Below are 22,992 nucleotides of genomic sequence, written 5' to 3'. Positions count from 1 at the left end.
AGAAAAAAGACCTATATCCAAAGGGAGATAGGTCTTCCGGTTATTCCCTTGGCAACTCAGCCATCATAGTTCTAGTTGAACCTTAGATCTGTAGCTTTGCGTCCCCACCTTTCAATGAGTTTGCCTTTTTCAATTGTACCTATATTTTAGCAAACTAATTATAGAATATTTGTCGGAATTAGTCGATAGATATGATAAAAGTCACAGTTTTTCATTTCAAATCATTCATTTTACCTATACCTCATCTACAAAAAAATGTTAATTTTAGGTTTATCACATATATATTTTGGGTATTAATTTTTTGGGGATCTGCAAAAAGGGGGACATTTTCATGGAATTTACATATCAAACTTCATTTAACTTAAAACACTTTATTGAAGAAAATAACGAGAAATTTAAGAATTCACTTCTTTTAGAAGCTGTTAATGTAAAAGATAAAATTGATGAAATACTCAGGATTGGAAATATCAACCTAGTTTCGAACGCACAAAAGTTAGTAATGGATATTATCGATGGAAATGAGGAAGCACTTCAATCTTTTGCCAAGCAAGAAGGAATTGTCTGGGCTACGTATTCTATCGAATTGTCCTTCAAACTAGAGTGGATTCAAGCTATACGAAGAACACTTTGGAAATTTATTCAGTCGTTTAACCTTCTTTCTAAAAGCTACGAGTTGGATAATATTTTTCAGCTAGAGCTTCAAATCAATAACCGAGTCGACCAGTTTCTAAATGCTTTTTTTATAAGCTATTCAAAATACAAAGATTCCCTCATTATCGCTCAACGAAAATTAGTTGAAAATTTGTCTGTACCTATCATTCCAATTACTGCTTCTGTTTGTATTTTACCCTTAATCGGAACTGTAGACTCATTCCGTACACATATATTAGAAGAAAAGGTATTAACAGAGATTGGAAGACTTCGTATCCAAACACTAATTATTGATTTATCCGGTATTGGCGATATGGAACCTGACGTGATTGATCATCTTATGAAAATCATCGATGGTACGTCCATGATGGGTTGCCATTCAATTATCACTGGTTTACGTGCCGAGGTTGTTAAAAAAATGATTCATCTAGACAATTCAGCTTTTTATAAGAAGACACAAACATTAGGTACATTACAACAAGCGTTAAAGCCATTTTTTATTCAGTAAAAACAAAAACCAGGGATTATCCCTGGTTTTTAGATTGCAAATCGGTGGTTACCGATGGTTTCAGTAACATGCCTTGATAAAATCCATCTATCCGTTGCGATATCTGGATTGTAAAAATAGACTGCCTCTGTGCCACTTTCAATAGAATCTATTGCTTGTTCCACAGCTTCAATTGATTCTTCATCCGCTGGCTTGTTAATCTCTCCATTTTTTACAGGAGAAAATGCATACGTACCAGAAACACGCTCATATACAACATCCTCAACAGTATCAGGGAATTGATCATGCTCTACACGATTAATAATCACTTCCGCAACTGCTACTTTCCCCTCGTATGGCTCCCCCTTTGCTTCCGCACTTACGAGTCGAGCCATTAACTCTTTGTCCTGATCTGAAACATTGATTTCCTCTTTATATAATGTTGGAAATTTATCGTGGTTGACTTTAACTAATTCAAGAGCAGAGTTGTTTGACTTATTTACTACTTTCCAAGATGTTTCTCCACTTTTCACAGAGACAGTATGACTAGCTGCGCTCGAAGTTGTTTCGAACCCTAGCAATGTGAATGATAGAGTAGAGATAACAAGTAACATTTTAAGAATATTCATAAAAATACCTCCTTGCCTTTCAATAACAAGAAGGTTACCAGATGTAATCTACCCATGCATGTTCCAATTATTGGACAGAAAATTTTTATTGACACAATATGTTGATAGACCGGGGTTTAACCGCTTTTATATTGGATTAAATTACCAGGTTTAATGGTTCAAAAAATGATTGCTTTTTTGTTTGTTACATATATTTCAGGAATGTAACAGGGTTTGGTTGGGGCACTAAATCCCAATTACGACTACACAATACTCTTGAACCCATTCCCAACAACCTCACTCATATTATGAACGCTAATGAAAGCTCGATTGTCGATTTCGTTGATGTATTTTTTCAAGGTATGGAACTCGCTTCTCTTTAAGACGATCGTTATGACTTCCTTCTGCTCGTTGCTAAAGACTCCTTTTGCTTCATGCACCGTGGCACTGCGCCCTAGATTTTCAATGATAAAATGTTTAATCAAATCGCATTTATAGCTAATAATAACAACTTCCTTCGTTAAGCTAAACTGTTGAATCAAATAGTCGATTACGACGCCTCTCAATACAATTCCAAACAGAGCATATAATCCATTTTCCACTCCAAAAGCAATAATTGATAGAAGCACGATGACCATATCCGAAAACAACACAGCTTTTCCAATTTCAATTGGAAAATATTTATTAAGGATCATACCGATAAGGTCCATTCCACCGGTAGAGGCTCCTTCTTTCATCACTATAACAAGGCCAAGGGCAGCTATGAGTACCCCTACCATTAATTGAATGAGCTTGTCTTCACTCAGAGGTTGTGTCATAGGAACAATCTCCCCAAACAACCAAACCATAAATGACAGCATGAAACTTGAGTAAATCGTCTTTAGACCAAAGCTAAACCCAAGAAACATAAATCCTAATCCAAACAACACCACATTAAAACATAACATCAATAATCCGATTGAGACATTAGGAAAAAAGTGATGCATGACAATGGTTAAACCGCCTAACCCACCGGCAGCAAATTGATTAGGTGCTAGAAAAAAATGAATATTTATTGCTACTAGGGCAATCCCCACATGTAGACTGATGAAATGAAAAACATGTCTCACTCTTCTTGACCCCACTCCACTGATAGATCATACGAGATTGGCGTTTCCATCATTTCTTTTACCGCTGACAGGTCGTCCGTTTGGCCCAAAGCCCACATCAATTTTGGCACAATAGCTTCTTTGTTCATATCTCCTGAGACGATGACATTGTATTGACTAACTTTTCGTCCGACTTCATATAAGTACAAGTCTCCACCTTCTTCTAAACACTGAGTAGAGATAAGTACAGAAACACCAGCTTCTGTCAGCTCCTTAATCTTTGGAAGCAAGCTTCTTTCTTCAAAAGGAACCCCACCGTTTCCATAGCTTTCAATAATGATGCCCTTATACAATTGTTTAAGATAATCAAAAATCTCAGGCTTCGTTCCGGGGTGAAGGGTGAGCACGAACACATCTGGGCAAAGACTAACATCTAGTTTTAATGATTGAATGCTAAGCTCTGGTCTCCAATAGTATGTCACCTTGTTTTCCTTCACTTGCGCTACGTATGGATGATTAATACTTTCAAACGCATCAAAGCTCTTTGTTCTCATTTTCACTGCTCTTGTACCAATGATAACTCGTCCATCAAAAACAACATAAACTCCACCAACGTTTTCACAAGCAAAACAGATGGCGTCGTTTAGATTTTTAATGGCATCTGTTCTTTTAAAACTAATCGGAACTTGAGAACCCGTCACTACAACCGGTTTACTTAAGCCCTGTAGCATATAGGATAAGGCAGCAGATGTATAGCCAAGTGTATCGGTACCATGCGTGATAACAAAACCATCATATTGATCGTAGGTATCTGCAATTTTGGACGCCATTTCGATCCAGTGCTCCGGCTGCATATTCGTGCTATCTCTATTCATTAATATCTCACATGTTACATCAGCTGCTAAGGAAACATCCGAAGAGTAGCTTAATAGGTCGACAGGAGCTAGTCCTGGAACCAATCCGTCCTTTCCCTCTAACGATGCAATGGTCCCACCAGTTGCGAGCAGTAATATTTTTTTCATGGTTTCTCTTCTCCTCTACGTATATGTACGCGATTTGCAATTTATTATAAACTTATTATAATAAAATCATTAAATAAAGCAATATATGTTTTCAATTCGCGTACATTTTTGTATTCTTGTTTTCACTAACATGCTATAATGAACAAAACAAACAGTCATTGGAGGAAGAATGAACCGTGTTATCTCGATTAGTAACTTTGAGGAAAAGTAGGAAGTGGTCGATGCAGGAAGCGGCAGATCGTCTAGAAATCGCAAAAAGTACATACGCAGGATATGAGTATGGGTACAGAGAACCCTCTCTGCAGGCGTTGTCAGATATCGCTGATTTATTTGAAACAAGTGTGGACCATATTCTTGGGCGAAGTGAACCATCGTTGGAGTTAACAAAATTAACCGATAAAGACTATAACGGACTAACACTTGATGGAACTCCATTAACGAAGGAAGAGCTGATTGATTTTATTACTTTTACCCGAATGAAGAGAGAAATGACTACAAAGGAAACGTTCATAAAAAAAGAAGCCTGAATTCACTATTCACGCTTCTCCTCTTATTACACTCATTATTTGAGGAAGAATCCTCTAAAAGCAAACGCAATGTTTTGTGGTCTTTCCGCTAAACGACGCATAAAGTAGCCGAACCAGTCATTTCCAAATGGAACATACACCCGAACTTTGTAGCCTTCCTTTACAAGACTTTGCTGAAGTTCATTACGAAAACCATATAGCATTTGAAATTCAAACTGACTAGTAGGAATGTTTTCTTTCTTAGCAAAATCCTTTACCTTAGCTATAATATTGTGGTCATGGCTAGCGATTGCTGTATAGCTGCCACTTTTTAGGTGTTCTTTAATGATGGTCATGTAATTGTTGTCCACTTCTTCTTTGTCCTGATAAGCGACTTCTGCAGGCTCCTTATATGCCCCTTTTACGAGACGAAGTGGAATTCCAGCTAAGTCTTTTACGTCTTGTTCGGAGCGGTATAAATATGCCTGAATCACCGTTCCCACATTGTCATAGTCCTTGCGTAATTCTCTTAAAATATCTAGCGTAATTTGAGTACGTGTTGAATCCTCCATGTCAATACGAACGAAATTGTTGTATTGTTTTGCCGTGGAGACGATTTTTCTCATATTGTCTAAGCAAAATTGCTTATCGATGTCTAAGCCTAACTGTGTCATCTTTAAAGAGAGATTTCCATCTACTTTTGCAGATGCCATCGCATGTAACGTACGAACACAATAATCTGTCGCTTCACTTGCTTCTGCTCGACTAGAAACAAATTCACCAAGATGGTCAAGCGTAGCTACAATCCCTTTTTTATTTAATTCTCCTACCGCTGCAATTGCTGTTTCTATTGTTTCACCAGCTACAACCTGACTTGCACCAAAGCGAAGACCCCATTTACGAGCTGCTTTGTTCATCGGTTTGCTTTGAGACACTTTTAAAAAGAAATTTTTTGAAATCGCCTCGATCATTCTCTTTCTCCCCCATTATATCGGGGCTGCACACACGTGCAGCCCGAGCCAGAATTCAATTAGAACATTTCAGAAGTTGTTTTTGCTTGCAGATGTAAAACAAGATAGTCTGGTCCACCTGCTTTTGAATCAGTACCTGACATGTTGAACCCACCAAATGGTTGGTAGCCAACGATGGCACCTGTACATGGACGGTTAAAGTATAGATTTCCTACGTGAAACTCTTTTCTTGCTCTTTCAATATGTGCACGATTATTTGAAATAAGTGCACCCGTTAATCCGTAATCTGTATTATTCGCAATGGTCATCATATGATCAAAGTCACGAGCTTTACAGAAAGCCACTACAGGTCCGAAAATCTCTTCTTGCATTAAACGATCCTTTTCCTTTACATCTGCCACAATCGTTGGCTCGATGAAGTATCCTTTTGAATCATCGCCATTTCCACCAGCAGCGATACGGCCTTCTTCTTTTCCTACTGCAATATAGCTCATAATTTTATCGTAAGCTGCTTTATCAATAACCGGCCCCATGTATGTGTTCACATCTTCAGGGTTTCCAAGTGATAAAGTTTTTGTAAGAGCAACTGCTTTCTCTAACACAACGTCGTACACATCTTCATGGATAACCGCACGTGAACCTGCAGAACATTTTTGTCCAGAGAAACCAAATGCAGAGTACACGATCGATGTTGCTGCTAACTCAAGATCTGCATCTTTATCTACTACAACGGTGTCTTTTCCACCCATTTCAGCGATTACACGCTTCAACCAAATTTGGCCAGGTTGTACTTTAGCAGCGCGCTCATAAATACGGCACCCTACTTCACGTGAGCCTGTGAAGGATACGAAACGAGTTTTTGGATGGTCAACTAGGTAGTCACCAATTTCTGCTCCACTACCAGGAACGAAGTTAAGAACGCCTTCAGGTAGTCCTGCCTCTTCCATTAATTCAACAAACTTTGCTGCCACTACAGGTGTGTTATTAGCTGGCTTTAATAAAACAGAGTTTCCTGCAACAATGGCAGCTACTGTTGTTCCCGCCATGATTGCTAATGGGAAGTTAAATGGCGAAATAATAACACCTACACCAAGTGGAATATAATTATATTGGTTAAATTCTCCATCACGACTCTGAACCGGTACACCAGTAGAAAGTTCGTTCATTTGTCTTCCGTAAAACTCTAAAAAGTCAATAGCTTCAGCAGTATCTGCATCTGCTTCTTTCCACGGCTTTCCTGCTTCTTTTACAAGATAAGCAGAGAATTCGTGCTTTCTACGACGCATGATGTTAGCCGCACGGAATAACACGTTTGCACGAGTAGCCGGCTCAACATTTTTCCATGATTCAAATGCTATTAATGCAGCTTGCATTGCCTCTTCAGCAATTTCCTTGCTTGCTTTCGAAACTGTTCCTACTACCTCTTCTTTATTTGCAGGGTTATAAGAAGTGATTTTGGAGTCTGTTGTAATTTTTTTACCACCAATCGTTAGTGGATACTCTTTTCCTAATTGTGATTGAACTAATTCCAAAGCCTTTTTAAAAGCTTGTTGGTTTTCCTCTAGTGAAAAATTTGTAAATGGTTCATGTTTGTAAGAATACATAAAAATCCTCCTCTTTGTTTGTATACCATTTTATATGCAAGAAGCGTGCCAACTTAAAAATGCACGATTATCTGAAAATTTCGTGTACAGACTGTTTACAGTATTGTAAAATATGTGTAAAGACTTTACATTTTTGTAAACCACATTAACACTAGTAAAGGTGATTGTATGATAAATAAAAACATTCTTCTCCAATCTCTTTCCCAACCGATAGACGGAGCTATTTATATAGAAGAAATGCAAACCTATCCCCTACATGCTCGGTTGTCAGATATACATGCATTAGAGGATCTTCTTTTAGTAGATAGTACTGGTAATCCTGTGTGTATCGTTCCCAAGAATAAGTTATTCGAAGTGATTTTTCAAGAATGGAAGAGCTTGTCCAATGTATACAACACATTGCTAAAGGCGGTCGATGATGCGATTACGATCGTCGACCATTCCGGACAGGTCGTTGCGTGGAATCCAAAGGCGGAAGAACTTTACGAAACATCCGCTGAAGCGATCATTGGTTCACCGATTACGAACTTCTTTCAAAAAGATTCTGTTGTGTTAATGAAAACATTGACGGAAGGTTCCACGGTTACTCGCCAATACAACCAGCCAAAACAGGATGTACACGTACTCATCAACTCTCTCCCGTTACTTAGTGATGGAGAGATTGTAGGTGGAATATCGGTGGAACGTGATATTACTGACATCGTAAAACTAAATGATGAGTTAACAACCACGGCTGCCTATATTCAGGATTTAGAAAGTCAAATAGAACCAAATGAAATTGATGATCCGTTTTATAAAATTAAAGGTCGCAGCCAAGCACTAAATACATCTATTACCCTTGCAAAAAAAGTTGCACGGACAGATGCTACCGTCATGATCACGGGAGAAAGTGGTGTCGGAAAAGAGCTGTTTGCACAAGCGATTCATAAGGCAAGTGCACGAGAAGAGGGGCCATTTGTGGACTTGAACTGTGGAGCGATTCCTGCCGCACTTTTTGAAAGTGAACTATTTGGCTATGAAAAAGGAGCATTTACTGGCGCTGTGAAGGAAGGCAAGCTCGGGAAAATCGGAGCTGCGAAGAATGGTACATTGTTTTTAGATGAGATTGGTGAGCTACCTTTGGAGTTACAGGTAAAACTGCTTCGCGTGTTACAAGAAAAGCAATATTACCGTGTAGGTGGAAATGAACCAATTCCTATTGATGTAAGGATTATCGCTGCGACCAATCGGGATTTAGAAAATATGGTTGAGGAAGGATTATTCCGTGAAGACTTGTATTATCGATTAAATGTTGTGGTCGTTCCCCTCCCTCCTTTACGTGATCGGATTGAGGATTTACCTGAACTCGTTCAATTATTTTTAAAGGAATTCTCAGCTAAATACGACAAGCCTGTTCCCGTTGTTGCTCCTGAGGTGATGGTCACATTCATGCATTATCCTTGGAACGGAAACATTCGGCAGCTAAGAAATACAGTCGAACGAATGCTGATTTTAGCTGATGACAATATGATCACCGTTGCCGAACTGCCAACCGCCCTTTTTAAAACCAAAGTCCAGCCTACCGTTAATGTCCTGCGTGAAGAAACGAATGAAGATGAACGTTCCAAAATTGCTAAAGTCCTGCACCAAACATATGGTAATAAATCGGCTGCCGCAAAAATGCTCGGCTGGTCACGTGTGACTTTGTATAATAAGATGAAGAGATATGGCTTGTAGGTACTAGGAAGTCTCCTGAGTACCTTTTATTATAGTTATGACCTGAAGGAGTTATTTTCTAACCCCCTTCAGGTCATAACTTATCTATTAAACGTAGGACTCAATTCGCTCCAAACATCAAATGCATTTCCATCAGGATCATAAAGGACAAAATTTCTTCCTGCATGTCCCCGGTTTTCAATTTCTTCTACCCGTACCTCTTTTTCTAAAAGCTTTCGATGTAGTTCCTGTAAGGCATGTAACCCATCCACCTCAAAGGTGACAGAGAACCACTTCTCTCCTTTATAGTCAAAGAAGTTAGAACTTTGATTCTCTCCTGCCTTTACCAGGAAAAAACTTTGGTTCGCTAAATTAATAATCGCTTTGTCTGCGTCTTGATAGCTAAGTTCAGCACTTAGCGTATTAACATACCAGTCAGCAGAGTACTCCACATTTGAAACCGGAATATACGTCGTTCCAACTCGGATTAATGTATCACTCATCGTTACTCTCCTTTTTTATTTATCCATAAGAGATACTCATTTACCATTGCGGATAATTTATTATGGAGCTGCCGTAGCCAGTCAGGAGAAGACTCAGTAGTTTCTATATCCATTGACTTTGTTAATCTTACATACATCATTAAACGGTGAAGTCTTTCAAACAAAGAAGCTACCTTTATTATATCCGTATCTAAGCTTGTTTCGCTTTTGTACCCTTTAAGGAATTCTTGTACTTGAGGGTATTCCAGTTGAAAACTTCCAGCATCCCGTAGAGCATAGACAATATCTGCCACATACCAGCTCGTTATACAGTCATCAAAATCGATGATCCCTACACTATTTTCTGAAAACAATAGATTATCAAGCTCAAAGTCATAATGAATAAGCCCAAAGTTATCTGTGGTAACCTGCAATTTGTTGGTCAAATCTACCAATTCTATCATTTCCTTATGAAGGAGCACATTGGCTTGGGGCAAAGAACACTGGAATTCGACTATTTGATCCTGCCAACTCGGTCGATTCTTCACGTATTCTTGCGGAATCTCCTTACATGCCTGATGTAGTCTACCAAGTGCACTCCCCCATTTAAAGAGGTTTTCTTGAGTGATCTCACCCCACTCTTCATGCTTTCCTGGAACTGATTCAAATACAACTGCATGAAAAGTACCTAATTCCGTCTTAACTACTTCAACTAGTTGACCGTGTTTGGACGGAATCGGCTGAGCAGCATGAATTCCTTTTGTGTTGAGGAATTGAAGTATGGACAGTTCAGATTTTATGGTCTTAACTGTTCTCTCAGACGAATCGTTAAAGCGAAGAAAAAAATGCTTACCGCCTCGTTTAAAAATAAAAATGAAATTGGCACTTGCCCGTATAAAGAATACGGTACCTTTGTCGTATTCCCATCTTTCTAGTATGCTTTCTGCAAAGGTACTTTTCCATTTTTGATCAATTGTGTCCATTATTAGTTTCATTGTACTAAGCTTCATCATAGATTGTATCCCGCCTTTATGAATATTTTAAATTCAATAAGCGGGGCAAAAAATAAAGCCAATGAGTATATCTCATTAGCTTCCCATACAATGTTTATTTTAAGAAAGCCCCAGTGTCTTTTTCCGATCTAATGAGGCATTATGCATTGTTTGATGCCGTTAGATGATGTTGGAAAAAGACACAACTTATTGATTTGGATCCACATTCCACCATCACCCCTTTCATTTCTATAATTGTATTATAACCAAAATTTCCCTAATACTCAAGAACTTTTACACTCCACTCCATCCTCTTTCTTAGAACAAGGAAAACATGTAATTTGCCCATTTGAACCCACTATTCCATTGAGGAAACCGTCCAAACAGAAGATTGTTTTCCCACATTTTACACATCTTCCTACTTCTTCTTGCATCCTATCACCTCGTTAATAGGTCCAAAATCTTTAAAAAATCTCCCTCGCTTCCCTAAACATATTCCAAACCCGTTCCAAATACATCATCATGTTTTGATCATCTTTGCCATCTAACACTTACATATCATAAGTGTATTGCCGTCTGGATCCTTGATATTAAAGTAATGTCCATGCTGAATATCGGTGATTATTTCCACCTGCTTTTCCTTCAAATATTGAAAGGCTTCTTCGATATTTTCCGTGTTAAAATGGAACATTGGGGCGGTAAAAACCCGATTCTCCGAGTAGATTTTGCTGTCCAGTACGATCCCTGTTCCTTTCATAGGGAGTACATAAATATGACCATGAAAGATTTCCCCATCTGCTGGTAAACCTAGTACATCGCAATACCAATCCCTAGCTTTTTCAATGTTGCTTACCGGGATAAAAACTGCTCCGATTTCATTGGTAATTGGATTATTCATTTTGTTTTCCTCCATTATTTTTTATTATTTCTTCCAACCATGCGCATACTATTATTGAAACCATATGAAAGTGAGTTGAGAGAAATGTCTCATCAAGGGATGCAAAACAAGGACCAAACTAGAGAACAAATTGAAAAGCAGGATAAGCGTAATGATGTAGAGCTAGGCGATGATTTTCAAATAGGGAATTCAAAATCACAAAGCCAGAAAAAAAGCGGACGCCAAGCGAACAGAAAATAACCTCTTACATGAGGTTTTTTTCATTCCAAGACTTGAACCGAGTGTCTCCAAATAAATTTCCATTTTCCTTTTGTAATGTTGATTCTCTATGTTTATTATGCTACCAATCTACATTTATGAAATTTATTACATTATAGCATATAACTACCATAAATTTACTTTTTCTAACAGGATACTTGCCCTTGTTATCGAATATTTACATAGGTAAATTAAGGGGGTTGTATTATGAGTCCACGTCATGAGGTTTTGTTTACTCAATTGGAGAGCTATCGAAGGGAAGTACTAGGAGTTTTAGAGGATATAACTGAAGAGCAAGCGGAAGTCATACCTGCAGGATTTAAGAATAATATTCGTTGGAATCTTGGACATATGTATCTAGACCAGTATTTATGAATACAAGCGGTAACAAAAGAAGAAGTTTGTATACCTGAACAATTTCATTCATGGTTTGGATATAGATCAAGTCCTATAAGTTTTGAAAAAGAAACAACTTCATTTCAAGAGTTAAGGGAATTACTAAAAGCACAACCTTCAAAAATCAAAGAAGTGTATGGAGAAAGAATAGAAGAAGAATTTCCACCAACAGAGATGGGAATGCACAAATTGAACAAGTTCTCATTCGCACGATTTTCCATGAAGGAATGCATTTACAAACAATTTTAGATATAAGAAAGTTTCTATAAACAATGAAAAGACCGCACTTTTCCGAAAAATGTATGCGGTCTTTGGTTATAGCTCTTACCTTTATATCCATTAGTGATACATAGACTTTACCTTCTCTAAGTCACTAATCAATTGGCTACTTTCCTCCTGTGACAGTCGGAGCGGCATTTGATCATACAGAGTGATGATTTGTCCATCCTCTTGATCTCGGTGCAAGCGTAAATATTGATAAATATTATTGATTTGGGTTTCGTTAAGAACGGATTGTGTATGGAAGCTTTTTACTCTTTGTAAAGTAAACTCGTTTTCAGATGAGTCAAAGACCCCGTCGATGATGGTGCCATTCATAAACATATCTTCACTCCTCAAAGTTAGATATGTTAGTTTACCCTGTAAGTAACACTAGTATTTTTATAATTTACGATACCACTTTCCTGCTGCTTCCACTTCTTCAGCGGTAAGTTGGTGACCACGGTTCTCCCAGTGAAGTTCTACCTTTGCATTCGCACCTACCAACAGTTTCTGAAGCTCCGTAGATTCCTCAGGTGAGCAAATCGGATCATTGGTTCCTGCACCGATAAACACCGATGTTCCATCTAAATTAGGAAGCTCCACTCCTCTAAGAGGGACCATCGGATGGTGGAGAATAGCTGCCTTTAAGGCATTTTTATAGTGGAATAAAAGACTTGCAGCAATGTTTGCACCATTTGAATATCCAACAGCTACGATATTGTTTCGGTCAAACTCGTATTTACCGGCTGCCTCATCTAAAAATTCATTTAACTCTTTTGTCCGAAAAATTAAATCTTCGATATCAAATACCCCTTCTGCTAAACGTCTAAAAAATCGAGGCATGCCGTTCTCCAAAATATTCCCTCTTACACTTAACACACCAGCAGAATCATCAATCATACCAGCTAGTGGTAGCAAATCTAACTCATTCCCCCCTGTACCATGAAGTAATAATAAAGTTGGTTTTTGTGGATCTTTCCCCTTTTGGTATATATGTTTCATCTTTTGTCTCCTTAATTTTGTTATTTTGGTCTTTCGATTGAGAAGATGTCACCTAGTTTAGCATAATTGATTCCCGCTAGTCGACTTACCGCTCCCAAGCCCTTCGGGTCAATTTTGCCCTTCTGATAAATGGTTGGGTCGATGTGGAACTGCACTATTTTCCCAATGATCAAATCACATCCAGGTCCATCTTCTCCACCTAATTCGAGTGCTTGCTCTAACTTACACTCCAAACGGATCTTCGCCTCTTTTATCCCTGGAACAGCAACCTTTACACTTTTCACTGGAGTTAATTGAACTAGTTCAATTTCACTTTTATCCGGCGGAAGACTTGCTGCTGTTTCATTTATTTTTTGAACATTGTCTTCATCTACGATATGAATAACAAATTCCTTTGAATGAAGAATGTTCCTTGCCGTGTCCTTTTGTTCCCCAACTGCCCGCTGTATGGATACAGATATAAGTGGTGGGTTAGAGGAAACAATATTAAAATAACTGAAAGGGGCGCCATTTAAAGTTCCCTCATCCGACAGAGAGGTGACGAATGCAATCGGCCTCGGAATAATACTACCGATTAAAAGCTTGTAATTTTCTCTTTCTGTTAATGCTATCGGGTCAATAGAAAGCATAAAATCAGTCCCTTCGTCTCTCAATTCAACTCTCTTACCTCGAACGGAAGCAGCACTTGTTCTATTTGACAACGATGAGTCTCATATTGGTTTGGCAACATCAACTTTTCTCCCATTGTTTCTATAGACTCATCATGACCAAACCCCGGAGGATCCGTTGCAATTTCAAACAAGATTTCACCGTGCTCTCTAAAGTAAATGGCGTTAAAATAATTCCGATCTTGAACAGGTGTCACACCATAGCCGTTTGCTTCTACATGTTGCTTCCAGTCTAATTGATCCAAGTCATCTGCTGCTCTCCATGCAATATGGTGAACGGTTCCTACTCCCATTTGTCCACGTCCAATTGGGGTTAGCTTTACGTCAATGATGTTACCGATATCTTCAGTGGAACGAAAGCGAACAAAGTCTCCTTCCTCACCTACTTTTTCAAGACCCATTACTCTTTCTAACAAGTCTGCTGTTTTGTTTGGTTGAGTCGATAATAGAGTGGCTCCCCCAAAACCTTTAATCGCATACTCAGAGGTACTTCCTCCAAATTCCCAAGTGTTCTTATCTCCCTCTTCTCTTTCAACAATCTCTAGATGTAATCCATGTGGATCGTCAAACTCCAGATAATTTTCACCAAAGCGCTCAATCTTTGTAAATGCGATTTGAAACTTTCCTAGCCTTTCTTCCCAAAACGAGATAGCTCCTTTTGGAACCACATAAGAAGTGACTCCCACTTGGCCGTCACCGATTACCCCTTGATGAGCACCTGCCCAAGGAAAGAAAGTAATAATAGTTCCTGGCGTTCCACCTTCGTTCCCAAAATAAAGATGATATGTTCCTGGATCATCAAAGTTAACTGTTTGTTTAACTAGACGAAGTCCTAACACACCTGCGTAAAAATCCACATTCTCCTGAGGATGTCCAACGATAGCTGTAATATGATGAATCCCCATGCTTTTTTTGACCATTTTAATCACCCCGATATTAGTCTGTTATAAGTGTTTGTTCCCCTATTCATTTAATAAGTTTTCATATTTTTATATCTTGAAACTGAGATATACACCAGAAGTAATTTGAAATCAGATATCTCGATTTAAAGATATTATAAAATGTACTTTCTTATATGTCAATGTTGAAAATAGATAATAGCCAAAGTTGCGCCGAATACACGTTCGTACACCTTTGGCTATTTAGCAAATTTAAATGGAATGTCAAAGTAAGAGATTAAGAAAACAATAATGATTAAAGAAATCAAATATGCCGGAAGGGGTTTATAGTGATGCAATGCAATGACCGAAAACATAACGAGATCAAAAAAGAAAGAAAATAATATTGTCCATTCATTTTGATACGAAATTCTTTCAAAAAAGTACAAAACCCATTCAACTAAAATATATATGACAGACCAACCAACTATGTAAATGATACGAGTAAGCCACTTCTCAGGAAAATGAGATAGAAATAAGAAAATGCTAATTGGCATGGTGATCACGGCATAAACAATGACAACCATTTCATGGCCATAAATGATATCAGGATGGAACTTCCATAGTGTGTTTTCTTGGACGATATACTCATACAGCAAACCACCCGTAGAAATAAAAAGCATACTAGTATGATAATCGCGCCAGTTACTCCCCTTCCCCCACCAGAACCCTGCCAAGATTGTCAGTATCGCAATGGAAATATGCATACCCACTATCCTCTCATGTGTTTGTTCTCAGTTTGTCCTAATGGAAGATCTATAATGTACGTTTTCGTTCAAAAACATATGATTTACTTATGAACTGAATAAGAGGGATAGATAAAGGGACAATATGTGAAGATATATCGAATAAGGAGGGGAAATAAATGAATTCAAATGAAAAACAGCAAAATCCTTTGGCAAATACTCCTATAGAACAGTTAAAAAATAAAGCCGAAGGAAAAACAGAATCGAACAATTCTGCACAAAAAGACGGTTTCCGTTATGATTACTACGATTCTTCAGATGTGTAAAGAAAACATACTAACTAGTAGATAGCCAACTTATCCTTACACCTTAGAAAATAAAATGAGCTGCCTAAGCAGCTCATTTAAATAGGTTAATGGGAAGGGAAAAAGATCATCTGTACAATAAAGATGGCTCCAAAAACATATAAAATTGGATGAACTTCTTTTCCTTTGCCGCTGACCAATTTCATTAATGGATACGTGATAAATCCAATCGAGATTCCTGTTGCAATACTAGCTGTTAATGGCATCGTGAGAATGATTGCGAATGCTGGAAAAGCTTCATCAAATACCTTCCAATTGATTTTTGATAACCCCTCCATCATATAACAGCCAACGATGATCAAAGTAGGAGCTGTGATTGCAGGTAGTGATGATATAGCCGACACGATTGGAGAAAAGAATAAGGCTAGGAAAAACAGAATAGCCACTACTATCGAGGTTAAACCGGAACGACCACCAGCAGCCACACCAGTTGATGACTCAATATACGCGCTAGATGGGCTTGTCCCTAACGTTGCACCCACTGTAGTCGCTACTGCATCAGCCATAAGGGCAGATTTCACCTTTGGAAGATTCCCATTTTTCATAAGTCCTGCCTGCTCGGCAACCCCAATCATTGTACCCGTTGTATCAAAGATCGTTACGAGTAAAAAGGCAAACACAACCGTATACAATCCGTTCGTAAAAACACCCATGATGTCAATATCAAAAAAGACGATTGGTGGTGGTGAGGCCACTACACCATCAAATTTCAAATCGCCTGTAAAATAACCAATCACAGCCGTTACTAACATTCCAATAAACAATGCGCCATTGACTTTTCGAGCAATCAAAATAAGAGTGACAAACAATCCAACAATAGACAATATCGTAACTGGTTGGTGAAGATCCCCAAAAGCAACTAAATTACCCGGGTTGGCAACCACGATACCCGCCATCTTTAATCCAATAAAAGCAATGAAAAGACCAATTCCTGACGTTATTCCATACTTTAAAGAAGCAGGAATCGAATGGATTAATGTTTCACGTAACTTCGTAAATGATAATAAAAGAAATAACACACCTGCCAAAAAAACGGCTCCGAAAACAATTTGATAACTAATTCCGTGTACCGCTACTACACTTGTAAAATAAGCATTCATCCCCATACCTGGAGCAATCGCGATAGGATATTTCGCAAATAAAGCCATAATCAATGTACCGATTACAGCTGAGGCAATCGTCGCCACAAAGACTTGATTAAAAGGTACTCCCGCCGCTGAAAGAATCGCAGGATTCACAAAAATGATATACACCATCGTTAAAAAAGTAGTTACCCCTGCAAGAATCTCTGTTTTCACATTTGTTCCTAATTCCTTTAACTGAAAAAAGCGTTCCATAAATCCTCCTAAAATATAAAAAATTCCTAACTATAAATGGGTAGACTTCTCCTACCCATTCGTAGTTAGGAATTAACGGTTCCTAGTAGAGACTCTTAGACCATATTTCTAAGAATATACGAATGAAATCACACAACAAAATGTATTATATACGAACTTTCAACATTCGTAAACAGTTATCGTTCGTATTTTACGTAAATTTTTAATAAATCCCACTACTACTGGCCAAATTTTTTGTATAAAAAAGAAGGAAGCTTGCACTTCCTTCAAAACCACTTTAGCTTCATTACATCTTTGAAAAAATCCTCAATACCTGTTGTTTGTCGAGCGTTATAGCTTTTTCTAACGGTTTCTAATAACCAGGTTGGTATGGATCTTCCGTCTATTAAATGGTAGTACTCTTCGTACCCTCTTTTTAAATGCTCCCAGCGACAATCATCTCCAGGTACTAAATACTCAGATACATCAATGATTTTTGCTCTTCCATCTTGTAAAAGGATATTTTTCAAATGTATATCTCGAGGATTTAACCCTTTACTTCTTGCATAATCTCTTGCTTCGTCCACCTCATGAATTACTTTTGATGGAATATGGATCCCTTGCTGGAGACATTCGTACAGCGTTATGCCTGACTCAAAACTTACAACAAGATACCTGTCACTTGCATGAAAGCATTTAGAAAAATATGGGGATGCCCCTAGCTTTTCGTACACCTTTACTTCCATTTGTATTTTATCTACTTTATCATCAGCAAACAGCTTATAAGCATAGGCTGGCGCATGAATATATTGAAAAACGGCAGCGTCCGTACCAACACCAATACACTTCAACTCACTAACATGACCTTGAATCGAAACCGGTTGATTATTTGGATTGGAAGAAATCGTGATTTTGGATAGGAGCTCATCAACTAAACTACATTCTTTTTCCATATTCAGCCCCCTGTATCTATCTTGAAATCTATTAAGTTAGGGTATCACAATCATTCTATTTATAAAAATATTTACAACCAGACTACTTGTCATATATCGGACAACCCATTAATAATTATATACCATCATGGAGGTGGTTCGAGTGAACGAAAATAAAAAAATTGCGATTGAGTTAGCAAAAGCATTAATACAAAATAGCCATGTAAAGCCTCGTTTCAGCCACACTAGAAACAGTGATATCGGAGACGAAAATTCAATTGAATACCTAATTGGAGATTCACGTTATTCGTTTACAGACCTTGTCTCCCACTACCTAGACAATATCGAACGAATCAAGAAATGGAGCTAGTCTTTTTTATCAAATGCTACACATAAGGCCTGATTCCTTACCTAATAAAATATATTCCCAAAAAGTAAACAAATTCGTTTATGAATACCGTTTTTCCTTACTCCCCAAATGTGTTCACTTTGGGGAGTTTTGTGTTAACACCATGAATATTTCAAAAAGAACGTTTAAAAATAGAATGAAAGGATGTGGCTTTATGAATAATGATACAAACATCGCAGAGCTAAATGCTCTATTAAAAGGGACATATATGGGAATTCGGTCTATGGAGCACTATATTGAAAAGGTGGATGATGAGGAATTAAAAAGACATTTTCAGTCGATGCAACAAGAAACGAAGCACAATGCCCAACTACTTGCCGAACGGATTCAAAATTTACATGGTGTACCCGCTGATAGCGAAGGGATAACGGGAGCTATGCAGGGATACTTGCATAGAATGATGCTCTCAGAGGACCCTAAAGAAATTATTGAAGATGCCTTAAAAGGTGTAGATGAATATGGTGTAAACTATTCGGAAGAGCTTGTAAAAGGAGATTTAGATCCCGAAAGCAGACAGATTGTTGAAGAAGTCATTAACACAAATCGAAGACATGCTGACTTTTTAAGACATTTACTGCACTGATAGGAATAATATGATAAGGAGGCAGATGCCTCCCTACGTATTTTTTCTAGCTTTCGCAGAATTTTCTTTTGCATGTGCTTCGTGTTCAGCTACGATAGCTTCCGGCGGTATATGGTTATTTTTTTTCGGACGATTAGCTTGTGAACGATGTTTTTTTCCCATGATTTTCCCTCCATGCTACTTTAATTTTTCTAAAGCATGTTCTTAAATAGGATTGGAAATCCTACAAACATATCATCCCTCATTGAAAATAAAGCATTCATGGAAAATTAATTAGGAAGATTGATTTGGGTCGTCTAGATTTTTAGAGCTACTCATTACCTAAGATGGTATTGAACGCCACTTCCTTTTGGTCACGATAAGCATTCATGTATTCATATTTTTTATTTAGGTTTACTTTAAATAGTAACTCATTTTCTAGATCCTTATTGGAATAATCAGTTGTAGTTTCAGTGTAATAACTGATATGTAGTGTCTCTCCATTTTCTTCAACATTGAAATCGGTAAAATAAACTAGTTCCTCACCTTGTTTCACATTGGCACTAGTCAAATATACATATACTGTTTTTTCAGTGTCAAAGTAGATATTTACTCCATTTTCATCCTTAACACCAGTAATAAAAGTCCTTACACTATTATTTACACCCGACTTTTCTACTTGAGAATAAGATAGGCTTGAGCTACATCCAGATAATAAGCCAATGAATGCAAGAATTAATAAGAACTTCTTCATGGGTACTCCCCCTTAGTTGTTTAAAACCATTAATTACAGATTATTCAGAAACCTCCTCGTAAATCGTTCCATTCGTATCCATAATGACAATCTCGGATTGTATTCGGTTTAGTCCAATACCAATAACAGGATTCTTTTCGTTCGATTGGTTATAATACGATCTAATTGTAATCAAAGTGGTATTGCCTTGTTCCTCTACATTCAAGACTTCTATATCGTTACCCTCCATTTTACCACCTAGAGATAATACAATTGCTTTATTTCCTTCTAAGATGGTAAAAACTTTATACCCACTAATAGATACATTCTTTTGAAGTTGTTCTTCATACAAACTCATTTCATCTTCATAAGAAAAGTGTGTTTTTTTAATGATCCAGTAATCTACTTTATTCATATATGTAAACGCAAAATATAACACGATAAATAACAAAACAAAGGTGTAAACAAACTTTTTCCAGATAGTATTTTTGCCGAAAAATGAAAACAAAATCGCAGTAGTGAAAATACCCACACTGCTTACTCCATATGGCATACCTTCAAATCCACCAATTACGAAAATACTTGCAAACAAAGTGACTATCCCAACTAATAGTAAAACGATGACTCTTTTTTTATTTTCCATTTCTTTTGAAAAAAGAATTGTAAGAGCGTAAGTTCCCAAACCTATCAACAACCCAAGTAGATACATATTTACAAACATCAAACGCTTGCTCCTTTCTCTCTTCCTAATATGTAAAATAATAACATATCAAGAGAAAGAACAGTAACTTTTTTCACTATTTTACACATATCACCCACAATATAATTTTAAAAAAGGAAGTTAACCACTTGGGTAACTTCCTTTCTATAAATTCCTTAAACCGTCCATTCCAATAATAAGCCTGCGTGAGATAACCCCCCACCAAAGCCGTATAATAAAATTTTATCCCCTTGCTTTACTTTCCCTTCCGTTAAACCTTTATCTAGCGCTAGTGGGATTGTAGCTGCGGAGGTATTCCCATACTCAACCAAGCTTTTTAATGTTTTTTCTATCGGAAATTCACTTCTTTCACAGATGGACTCAATAATTCTTAGATTCGCACTGTGTGGTATAAACCAGTCAATTTCTTGTAAGCTTATATCTGTCTTTTCAAGTACTGACAACATTCCTTTTGGAACTGTGTTAACAGCCCATTTGTATACTTCCCGTCCATTTTGCACGATATTTCCTAATCCCGTTAGGCTTTCTCCATTTATACGGTCTGATAAATTTGTACAGTATAAGTTCTTTCCTAACTCACCTTTTGAACCTAAATGTGAGGAGAGGAAACCAGACTTTTGTTCGCTATATTCTACAAGAACTGCTCCCCCGCCATCCCCAAATAAAATACAAGTTGTTCGATCATTAAAATCAGTTATCTTGGACATCGTTTCAGCACCAATAACCAAAATCTTTTTATTCAAACCGGAGGTAATTAGTCCATTGGCCACATGTAAACCATAAGTAAATCCTGCACATGCCGCGTTTAGATCAATCGCCCCTGTATGTGGAATACCCAACTTGGCTTGGACTAATGCAGCGACACTAGGGGTTTTGAAATCAGGAGTCATCGTACATACAATGATCATATCTACATCATGAACAGACTTGTCGTATTTTTTGATTAAATTTTCTACTGCTTTCACACAAATATCACTTGTAAACTCTTGTTCGTCCGCAATTCTTCTTTCCTTAATACCTGTGCGTTTGATGATCCATTCATTATTTGTATCGACCATTCGTTCTAAATCTTCATTGGTTAACCTCTTCTCTGGTACATACGCACCTACCGCAGTGATTTGTGCTTTAGAGCAGATCATTCCTTCACCCCATTTTTGTATTTACCTTTCTATTATAACTAACCATTAGTATCTGGTGCTAATATATTCTTTTGAAATTACTTTTTTTCAATAATGCCAAGGATATTTTTATTTATTGTTGAATTATGGAAGTTATAAAAGATCGAGAGGAGTTTAATCAGATGGATGAACACAATATCAGTAAATTTGGGGTAAGTATACAAGTACGTTTAGTATCTGATCTAAAAAAAGCACAAATCTACTATCGAAACCAGCTTGGATGTGGAATTGATGATTGGGGACATGCAACCCGTGATCAAATGACCATTCTACTCCAACAAGCCTCCTCACCAACTGATGTCCGGCCAAACGCTCTAGCGAAAAAACGACCTGATTACCCATCCGAATGGCAAGGACCAGACCACGCGTGGGACACTTTTGTCCATGTAGAGTGGGATGATGTTGAAAGAATTGTGGAAGATGTTCGTAATAGAGGTGGCATCATTGCTGTCGAGCCATTCTTCGGCTCTCATGGTGGCTGGGATTTTAAGAATGCCCATCTATCTGACCTTGATGGATACAATATCGTTCTCGGAGCGATGAGAAAATCTAAGAATGATTAATGGGTGAAAAAAGAATTCAGTTATCAGAAAGGATTTTCCCCCTCTCCCGATTAGTAAAAGTGGATTTTCCAACAAGAAAAGGTTATTCTAGAACAATCGAACTTTTTTATTTTTTGTCGAAGGGGTTTAACTATGATTGCAAAAACAGAAGCAGATATTAATGGATTGAAGGAAATTGGGAGAATCGTTTCCTTAATCCGTGAAGAATTGGTACAAAAGACAGTTCCAGGTATTACCACACAAGAACTAGACGATATGGCAGGTATTCTTTTTGAAGAGCATGGGGCTGTTTCTGCACCCAAGGGTGAATACAACTTTCCTGGCTATACTTGTATAAGTGTCAATGAAGAAGTGGCACACGGTATTCCTGGAAAACGTGTGATCCAAGAAGGAGATATTGTTAATATAGATGTATCTGGTTCAAAAAATGGTTATTTTGCGGATACAGGTATTTCCTTTGTTGTTGGTGAAGGTGACCCTATTCTTACGAAGATTTGCGAAACTGCCAAAGAGGCATTCGAATTAGGCTTAACGAAAGCCAAGCCTGGTTCCAAGAAAAGTGGACTAGGAAAAGCCGTAATGGCCGTAGCCAAAAAGAATGGATTAACAGTTATCAAAAATCTAACTGGTCATGGGATCGGACGAAGAATCCATGAAGCCCCAGATCATATATATAATTACAATGAGACCTGGGATGATGAACTTTTAAAAGATGGAATGGTCATCGCTTTTGAACCATTTATCTCCACACAAGAAGAGGAAGTGTTCCAAAACGAAGGGGATGACTGGACGTACGTCACAGAAAAAAGCTTCGTGGCTCAATGCGAACATACGATTATCCTAACTAAGAATGGCCCGATTGTGATTACCCGATAATTAGTGTTCTTGGTGGCATTGGTATTAGGTTATAAGCACAGTTAGGCAGTATTCGTTACCGTTACCTCCTGATCTACCAAGTTCGGGCATGATTAACCGGTATTCGTATCCAAAAACACCAGCT

Annotated in this window: 28 protein-coding genes, 1 pseudogene and 2 riboswitches; of the genes and pseudogenes, 10 read left to right on the top strand and 19 right to left on the bottom strand. The window is 37.8% G+C overall.

Annotation, left to right across the window (positions count from 1 at the left end; translation table 11 throughout):
- Window positions 1-47 precede the first annotated feature (47 nt).
- Window positions 48-135, bottom strand: a riboswitch (cyclic di-GMP riboswitch).
- A gap of 196 nt (window positions 136-331) precedes the next feature.
- Window positions 332-1,159, top strand: coding sequence for an STAS domain-containing protein (locus tag BKO01S_RS08515; RefSeq protein WP_066051753.1), 828 nt, complete (start codon window positions 332-334; stop codon window positions 1,157-1,159).
- 29 nt (window positions 1,160-1,188) lie between these two features.
- On the opposite strand, the gene BKO01S_RS08510 is transcribed toward BKO01S_RS08515, so the two are convergent.
- The 3 genes from BKO01S_RS08510 to BKO01S_RS08500 form a co-directional block, all read right to left on the bottom strand.
- Window positions 1,189-1,767, bottom strand: coding sequence for a cell wall hydrolase (locus BKO01S_RS08510; protein ID WP_084362015.1), 579 nt, complete (start codon window positions 1,765-1,767; stop codon window positions 1,189-1,191).
- Between the two features lie 242 nt (window positions 1,768-2,009).
- Entirely contained in the window at window positions 2,010-2,855 is an 846-nt protein-coding gene (locus tag BKO01S_RS08505; protein WP_066051750.1) for a YitT family protein, read from the bottom strand.
- Window positions 2,852-3,856 carry an asparaginase gene (locus BKO01S_RS08500; protein WP_066051744.1) on the bottom strand — a complete coding sequence of 335 codons (1,005 nt, stop codon included), beginning with the start codon at window positions 3,854-3,856 and terminating at the stop codon, window positions 2,852-2,854. Before BKO01S_RS08500 ends, BKO01S_RS08505 begins: the two co-directional genes overlap by 4 nt.
- Before the next feature lie 176 nt (window positions 3,857-4,032).
- Between BKO01S_RS08500 and BKO01S_RS08495 the strand changes: the two genes are divergently transcribed.
- Window positions 4,033-4,383, top strand: coding sequence for a helix-turn-helix domain-containing protein (locus BKO01S_RS08495; RefSeq protein WP_066051740.1), 351 nt, complete (start codon window positions 4,033-4,035; stop codon window positions 4,381-4,383).
- 35 nt (window positions 4,384-4,418) lie between these two features.
- Here the strand turns inward: BKO01S_RS08495 and BKO01S_RS08490 are convergent, their stop codons facing one another.
- Window positions 4,419-5,333, bottom strand: coding sequence for a proline dehydrogenase family protein (locus BKO01S_RS08490; protein ID WP_066051737.1), 915 nt, complete (start codon window positions 5,331-5,333; stop codon window positions 4,419-4,421).
- 59 nt (window positions 5,334-5,392) lie between these two features.
- Window positions 5,393-6,937, bottom strand: a complete 1,545-nt coding sequence (pruA, locus tag BKO01S_RS08485; protein WP_066051734.1) for an L-glutamate gamma-semialdehyde dehydrogenase — start codon at window positions 6,935-6,937, stop codon at window positions 5,393-5,395.
- A 168-nt stretch (window positions 6,938-7,105) separates the two neighbouring features.
- Between pruA and BKO01S_RS08480 the strand changes: the two genes are divergently transcribed.
- Entirely contained in the window at window positions 7,106-8,653 is a 1,548-nt protein-coding gene (locus BKO01S_RS08480; protein WP_084362014.1) for a sigma-54 interaction domain-containing protein, read from the top strand.
- Between the two features lie 80 nt (window positions 8,654-8,733).
- On the opposite strand, the gene BKO01S_RS08475 is transcribed toward BKO01S_RS08480, so the two are convergent.
- From BKO01S_RS08475 to BKO01S_RS08465, 3 genes are all read right to left on the bottom strand, one after another.
- On the bottom strand, window positions 8,734-9,135 hold the full coding sequence (locus tag BKO01S_RS08475; protein WP_066051730.1) for a VOC family protein: 402 nt from the start codon (window positions 9,133-9,135) through the stop codon (window positions 8,734-8,736).
- 2 nt (window positions 9,136-9,137) lie between these two features.
- Window positions 9,138-10,127 carry a phosphotransferase enzyme family protein gene (locus tag BKO01S_RS08470; protein WP_066051727.1) on the bottom strand — a complete coding sequence of 330 codons (990 nt, stop codon included), beginning with the start codon at window positions 10,125-10,127 and terminating at the stop codon, window positions 9,138-9,140.
- 523 nt (window positions 10,128-10,650) lie between these two features.
- A complete protein-coding gene (locus BKO01S_RS08465) occupies window positions 10,651-11,004 on the bottom strand; it encodes a VOC family protein (protein ID WP_066051724.1) in 354 nt (117 codons plus the stop codon).
- 84 nt (window positions 11,005-11,088) lie between these two features.
- Between BKO01S_RS08465 and BKO01S_RS24610 the strand changes: the two genes are divergently transcribed.
- Both BKO01S_RS24610 and BKO01S_RS08460 read left to right on the top strand, forming a co-directional pair.
- The gene (locus tag BKO01S_RS24610; RefSeq protein WP_198158786.1) at window positions 11,089-11,244 is read left to right on the top strand and encodes a hypothetical protein; all 156 of its coding nucleotides are present in this window, start codon (window positions 11,089-11,091) and stop codon (window positions 11,242-11,244) included.
- A 225-nt stretch (window positions 11,245-11,469) separates the two neighbouring features.
- Window positions 11,470-11,927, top strand: a pseudogene (locus tag BKO01S_RS08460) (DinB family protein).
- Window positions 11,928-11,997: 70 nt separating this feature from the next.
- On the opposite strand, the gene BKO01S_RS08455 reads toward BKO01S_RS08460, so the two are convergent.
- From BKO01S_RS08455 to BKO01S_RS08435, 5 genes are all read right to left on the bottom strand, one after another.
- The gene (locus BKO01S_RS08455) at window positions 11,998-12,261 is read right to left on the bottom strand and encodes a hypothetical protein (RefSeq protein WP_066051723.1); all 264 of its coding nucleotides are present in this window, start codon (window positions 12,259-12,261) and stop codon (window positions 11,998-12,000) included.
- 57 nt (window positions 12,262-12,318) lie between these two features.
- Complete coding sequence (locus BKO01S_RS08450) at window positions 12,319-12,921, bottom strand: alpha/beta hydrolase (protein ID WP_066051720.1); 603 nt, start codon at window positions 12,919-12,921, stop codon at window positions 12,319-12,321.
- Window positions 12,922-12,941: 20 nt separating this feature from the next.
- Window positions 12,942-13,550 (bottom strand): flavin reductase family protein, encoded by a 609-nt coding sequence (locus BKO01S_RS08445; protein ID WP_066052063.1) that lies wholly within the window; start codon window positions 13,548-13,550, stop codon window positions 12,942-12,944.
- Between the two features lie 20 nt (window positions 13,551-13,570).
- Window positions 13,571-14,509 (bottom strand): ring-cleaving dioxygenase, encoded by a 939-nt coding sequence (locus tag BKO01S_RS08440; protein ID WP_066051718.1) that lies wholly within the window; start codon window positions 14,507-14,509, stop codon window positions 13,571-13,573.
- A 218-nt stretch (window positions 14,510-14,727) separates the two neighbouring features.
- Entirely contained in the window at window positions 14,728-15,234 is a 507-nt protein-coding gene (locus BKO01S_RS08435; protein WP_066051715.1) for a CBO0543 family protein, read from the bottom strand.
- A 158-nt stretch (window positions 15,235-15,392) separates the two neighbouring features.
- Here BKO01S_RS08435 and BKO01S_RS24295 point away from each other — a divergent pair, with 158 nt between their 5' ends.
- Window positions 15,393-15,539: a hypothetical protein gene (locus BKO01S_RS24295; RefSeq protein ID WP_157077332.1), complete on the top strand. Its 147-nt coding sequence runs from the start codon at window positions 15,393-15,395 to the stop codon at window positions 15,537-15,539.
- Window positions 15,540-15,625: 86 nt separating this feature from the next.
- On the opposite strand, the gene BKO01S_RS08430 is transcribed toward BKO01S_RS24295, so the two are convergent.
- Both BKO01S_RS08430 and BKO01S_RS08425 read right to left on the bottom strand, forming a co-directional pair.
- Entirely contained in the window at window positions 15,626-16,915 is a 1,290-nt protein-coding gene (locus BKO01S_RS08430) for an NCS2 family permease (RefSeq protein ID WP_066051712.1), read from the bottom strand.
- A 42-nt stretch (window positions 16,916-16,957) separates the two neighbouring features.
- Window positions 16,958-17,057: riboswitch (purine riboswitch) on the bottom strand.
- Window positions 17,058-17,181: 124 nt separating this feature from the next.
- The gene (locus BKO01S_RS08425) at window positions 17,182-17,847 is read right to left on the bottom strand and encodes a serine/threonine protein kinase (RefSeq protein ID WP_066051709.1); all 666 of its coding nucleotides are present in this window, start codon (window positions 17,845-17,847) and stop codon (window positions 17,182-17,184) included.
- 142 nt (window positions 17,848-17,989) lie between these two features.
- On the opposite strand from BKO01S_RS08425, the gene BKO01S_RS08420 reads away from it, so the two are divergent.
- Together BKO01S_RS08420 and BKO01S_RS08415 are read left to right on the top strand one after the other, a co-directional pair.
- Entirely contained in the window at window positions 17,990-18,196 is a 207-nt protein-coding gene (locus BKO01S_RS08420; protein WP_066051706.1) for a hypothetical protein, read from the top strand.
- Between the two features lie 193 nt (window positions 18,197-18,389).
- Window positions 18,390-18,818: a DUF2383 domain-containing protein gene (locus BKO01S_RS08415; RefSeq protein ID WP_066052060.1), complete on the top strand. Its 429-nt coding sequence runs from the start codon at window positions 18,390-18,392 to the stop codon at window positions 18,816-18,818.
- A 33-nt stretch (window positions 18,819-18,851) separates the two neighbouring features.
- Here BKO01S_RS08415 and yoyE read toward each other — a convergent pair whose 3' ends face one another.
- The 4 genes from yoyE to BKO01S_RS08400 all read right to left on the bottom strand — a co-directional run bounded on the left by yoyE (window position 18,852) and on the right by BKO01S_RS08400 (window position 21,390).
- Window positions 18,852-18,980 (bottom strand): protein YoyE, encoded by a 129-nt coding sequence (yoyE, locus tag BKO01S_RS24975; RefSeq protein WP_269748506.1) that lies wholly within the window; start codon window positions 18,978-18,980, stop codon window positions 18,852-18,854.
- Window positions 18,981-19,128: 148 nt separating this feature from the next.
- A complete protein-coding gene (locus BKO01S_RS08410; RefSeq protein ID WP_066051705.1) occupies window positions 19,129-19,551 on the bottom strand; it encodes a hypothetical protein in 423 nt (140 codons plus the stop codon).
- Between the two features lie 40 nt (window positions 19,552-19,591).
- On the bottom strand, window positions 19,592-20,251 hold the full coding sequence (locus BKO01S_RS08405) for a YesK family protein (RefSeq protein ID WP_232311200.1): 660 nt from the start codon (window positions 20,249-20,251) through the stop codon (window positions 19,592-19,594).
- A 155-nt stretch (window positions 20,252-20,406) separates the two neighbouring features.
- The gene (locus BKO01S_RS08400; RefSeq protein ID WP_066051699.1) at window positions 20,407-21,390 is read right to left on the bottom strand and encodes a ketoacyl-ACP synthase III; all 984 of its coding nucleotides are present in this window, start codon (window positions 21,388-21,390) and stop codon (window positions 20,407-20,409) included.
- A 161-nt stretch (window positions 21,391-21,551) separates the two neighbouring features.
- Between BKO01S_RS08400 and BKO01S_RS08395 the strand changes: the two genes are divergently transcribed.
- Both BKO01S_RS08395 and map read left to right on the top strand, forming a co-directional pair.
- Window positions 21,552-21,992: a VOC family protein gene (locus BKO01S_RS08395; RefSeq protein ID WP_066051696.1), complete on the top strand. Its 441-nt coding sequence runs from the start codon at window positions 21,552-21,554 to the stop codon at window positions 21,990-21,992.
- A 132-nt stretch (window positions 21,993-22,124) separates the two neighbouring features.
- Window positions 22,125-22,868: a type I methionyl aminopeptidase gene (map, locus tag BKO01S_RS08390; protein ID WP_066051695.1), complete on the top strand. Its 744-nt coding sequence runs from the start codon at window positions 22,125-22,127 to the stop codon at window positions 22,866-22,868.
- The last annotated feature ends 124 nt before the right edge of the window (window positions 22,869-22,992 follow it).

Source organism: Robertmurraya korlensis NBRC 107688, assembly GCF_001591645.1.
Lineage (GTDB): Bacteria > Bacillota > Bacilli > Bacillales > Cytobacillaceae > Robertmurraya_A.
The sequence above is the reverse complement of the archived record's forward strand: the minus strand, read 5'-3'. Positions and strand labels throughout refer to the sequence as shown.

Coding starts and splice junctions, on each gene's coding strand:
- BKO01S_RS08435 (WP_066051715.1), bottom strand. CDS start 15,234: ATGCATATTTCCATTGCGATACTGACAATCTTGGCAGGGTTCTGGTGG.
- BKO01S_RS08400 (WP_066051699.1), bottom strand. CDS start 21,390: ATGATCTGCTCTAAAGCACAAATCACTGCGGTAGGTGCGTATGTACCA.
- BKO01S_RS08430 (WP_066051712.1), bottom strand. CDS start 16,915: ATGGAACGCTTTTTTCAGTTAAAGGAATTAGGAACAAATGTGAAAACA.
- BKO01S_RS08500 (WP_066051744.1), bottom strand. CDS start 3,856: ATGAAAAAAATATTACTGCTCGCAACTGGTGGGACCATTGCATCGTTA.
- BKO01S_RS08440 (WP_066051718.1), bottom strand. CDS start 14,509: ATGGTCAAAAAAAGCATGGGGATTCATCATATTACAGCTATCGTTGGA.
- BKO01S_RS08405 (WP_232311200.1), bottom strand. CDS start 20,251: ATGTTTGTAAATATGTATCTACTTGGGTTGTTGATAGGTTTGGGAACT.
- BKO01S_RS24295 (WP_157077332.1), top strand. CDS start 15,393: ATGAATTCAAATGAAAAACAGCAAAATCCTTTGGCAAATACTCCTATA.
- pruA (WP_066051734.1), bottom strand. CDS start 6,937: ATGTATTCTTACAAACATGAACCATTTACAAATTTTTCACTAGAGGAA.
- BKO01S_RS08490 (WP_066051737.1), bottom strand. CDS start 5,333: ATGATCGAGGCGATTTCAAAAAATTTCTTTTTAAAAGTGTCTCAAAGC.
- yoyE (WP_269748506.1), bottom strand. CDS start 18,980: ATGGGAAAAAAACATCGTTCACAAGCTAATCGTCCGAAAAAAAATAAC.
- BKO01S_RS08425 (WP_066051709.1), bottom strand. CDS start 17,847: ATGGAAAAAGAATGTAGTTTAGTTGATGAGCTCCTATCCAAAATCACG.
- BKO01S_RS08415 (WP_066052060.1), top strand. CDS start 18,390: ATGAATAATGATACAAACATCGCAGAGCTAAATGCTCTATTAAAAGGG.
- BKO01S_RS08410 (WP_066051705.1), bottom strand. CDS start 19,551: ATGAAGAAGTTCTTATTAATTCTTGCATTCATTGGCTTATTATCTGGA.
- BKO01S_RS08450 (WP_066051720.1), bottom strand. CDS start 12,921: ATGAAACATATATACCAAAAGGGGAAAGATCCACAAAAACCAACTTTA.
- BKO01S_RS08515 (WP_066051753.1), top strand. CDS start 332: ATGGAATTTACATATCAAACTTCATTTAACTTAAAACACTTTATTGAA.
- map (WP_066051695.1), top strand. CDS start 22,125: ATGATTGCAAAAACAGAAGCAGATATTAATGGATTGAAGGAAATTGGG.
- BKO01S_RS24610 (WP_198158786.1), top strand. CDS start 11,089: ATGTCTCATCAAGGGATGCAAAACAAGGACCAAACTAGAGAACAAATT.
- BKO01S_RS08510 (WP_084362015.1), bottom strand. CDS start 1,767: ATGAATATTCTTAAAATGTTACTTGTTATCTCTACTCTATCATTCACA.
- BKO01S_RS08480 (WP_084362014.1), top strand. CDS start 7,106: ATGATAAATAAAAACATTCTTCTCCAATCTCTTTCCCAACCGATAGAC.
- BKO01S_RS08475 (WP_066051730.1), bottom strand. CDS start 9,135: ATGAGTGATACATTAATCCGAGTTGGAACGACGTATATTCCGGTTTCA.
- BKO01S_RS08470 (WP_066051727.1), bottom strand. CDS start 10,127: ATGATGAAGCTTAGTACAATGAAACTAATAATGGACACAATTGATCAA.
- BKO01S_RS08455 (WP_066051723.1), bottom strand. CDS start 12,261: ATGTTTATGAATGGCACCATCATCGACGGGGTCTTTGACTCATCTGAA.
- BKO01S_RS08395 (WP_066051696.1), top strand. CDS start 21,552: ATGGATGAACACAATATCAGTAAATTTGGGGTAAGTATACAAGTACGT.
- BKO01S_RS08445 (WP_066052063.1), bottom strand. CDS start 13,550: ATGCTTTCTATTGACCCGATAGCATTAACAGAAAGAGAAAATTACAAG.
- BKO01S_RS08465 (WP_066051724.1), bottom strand. CDS start 11,004: ATGAATAATCCAATTACCAATGAAATCGGAGCAGTTTTTATCCCGGTA.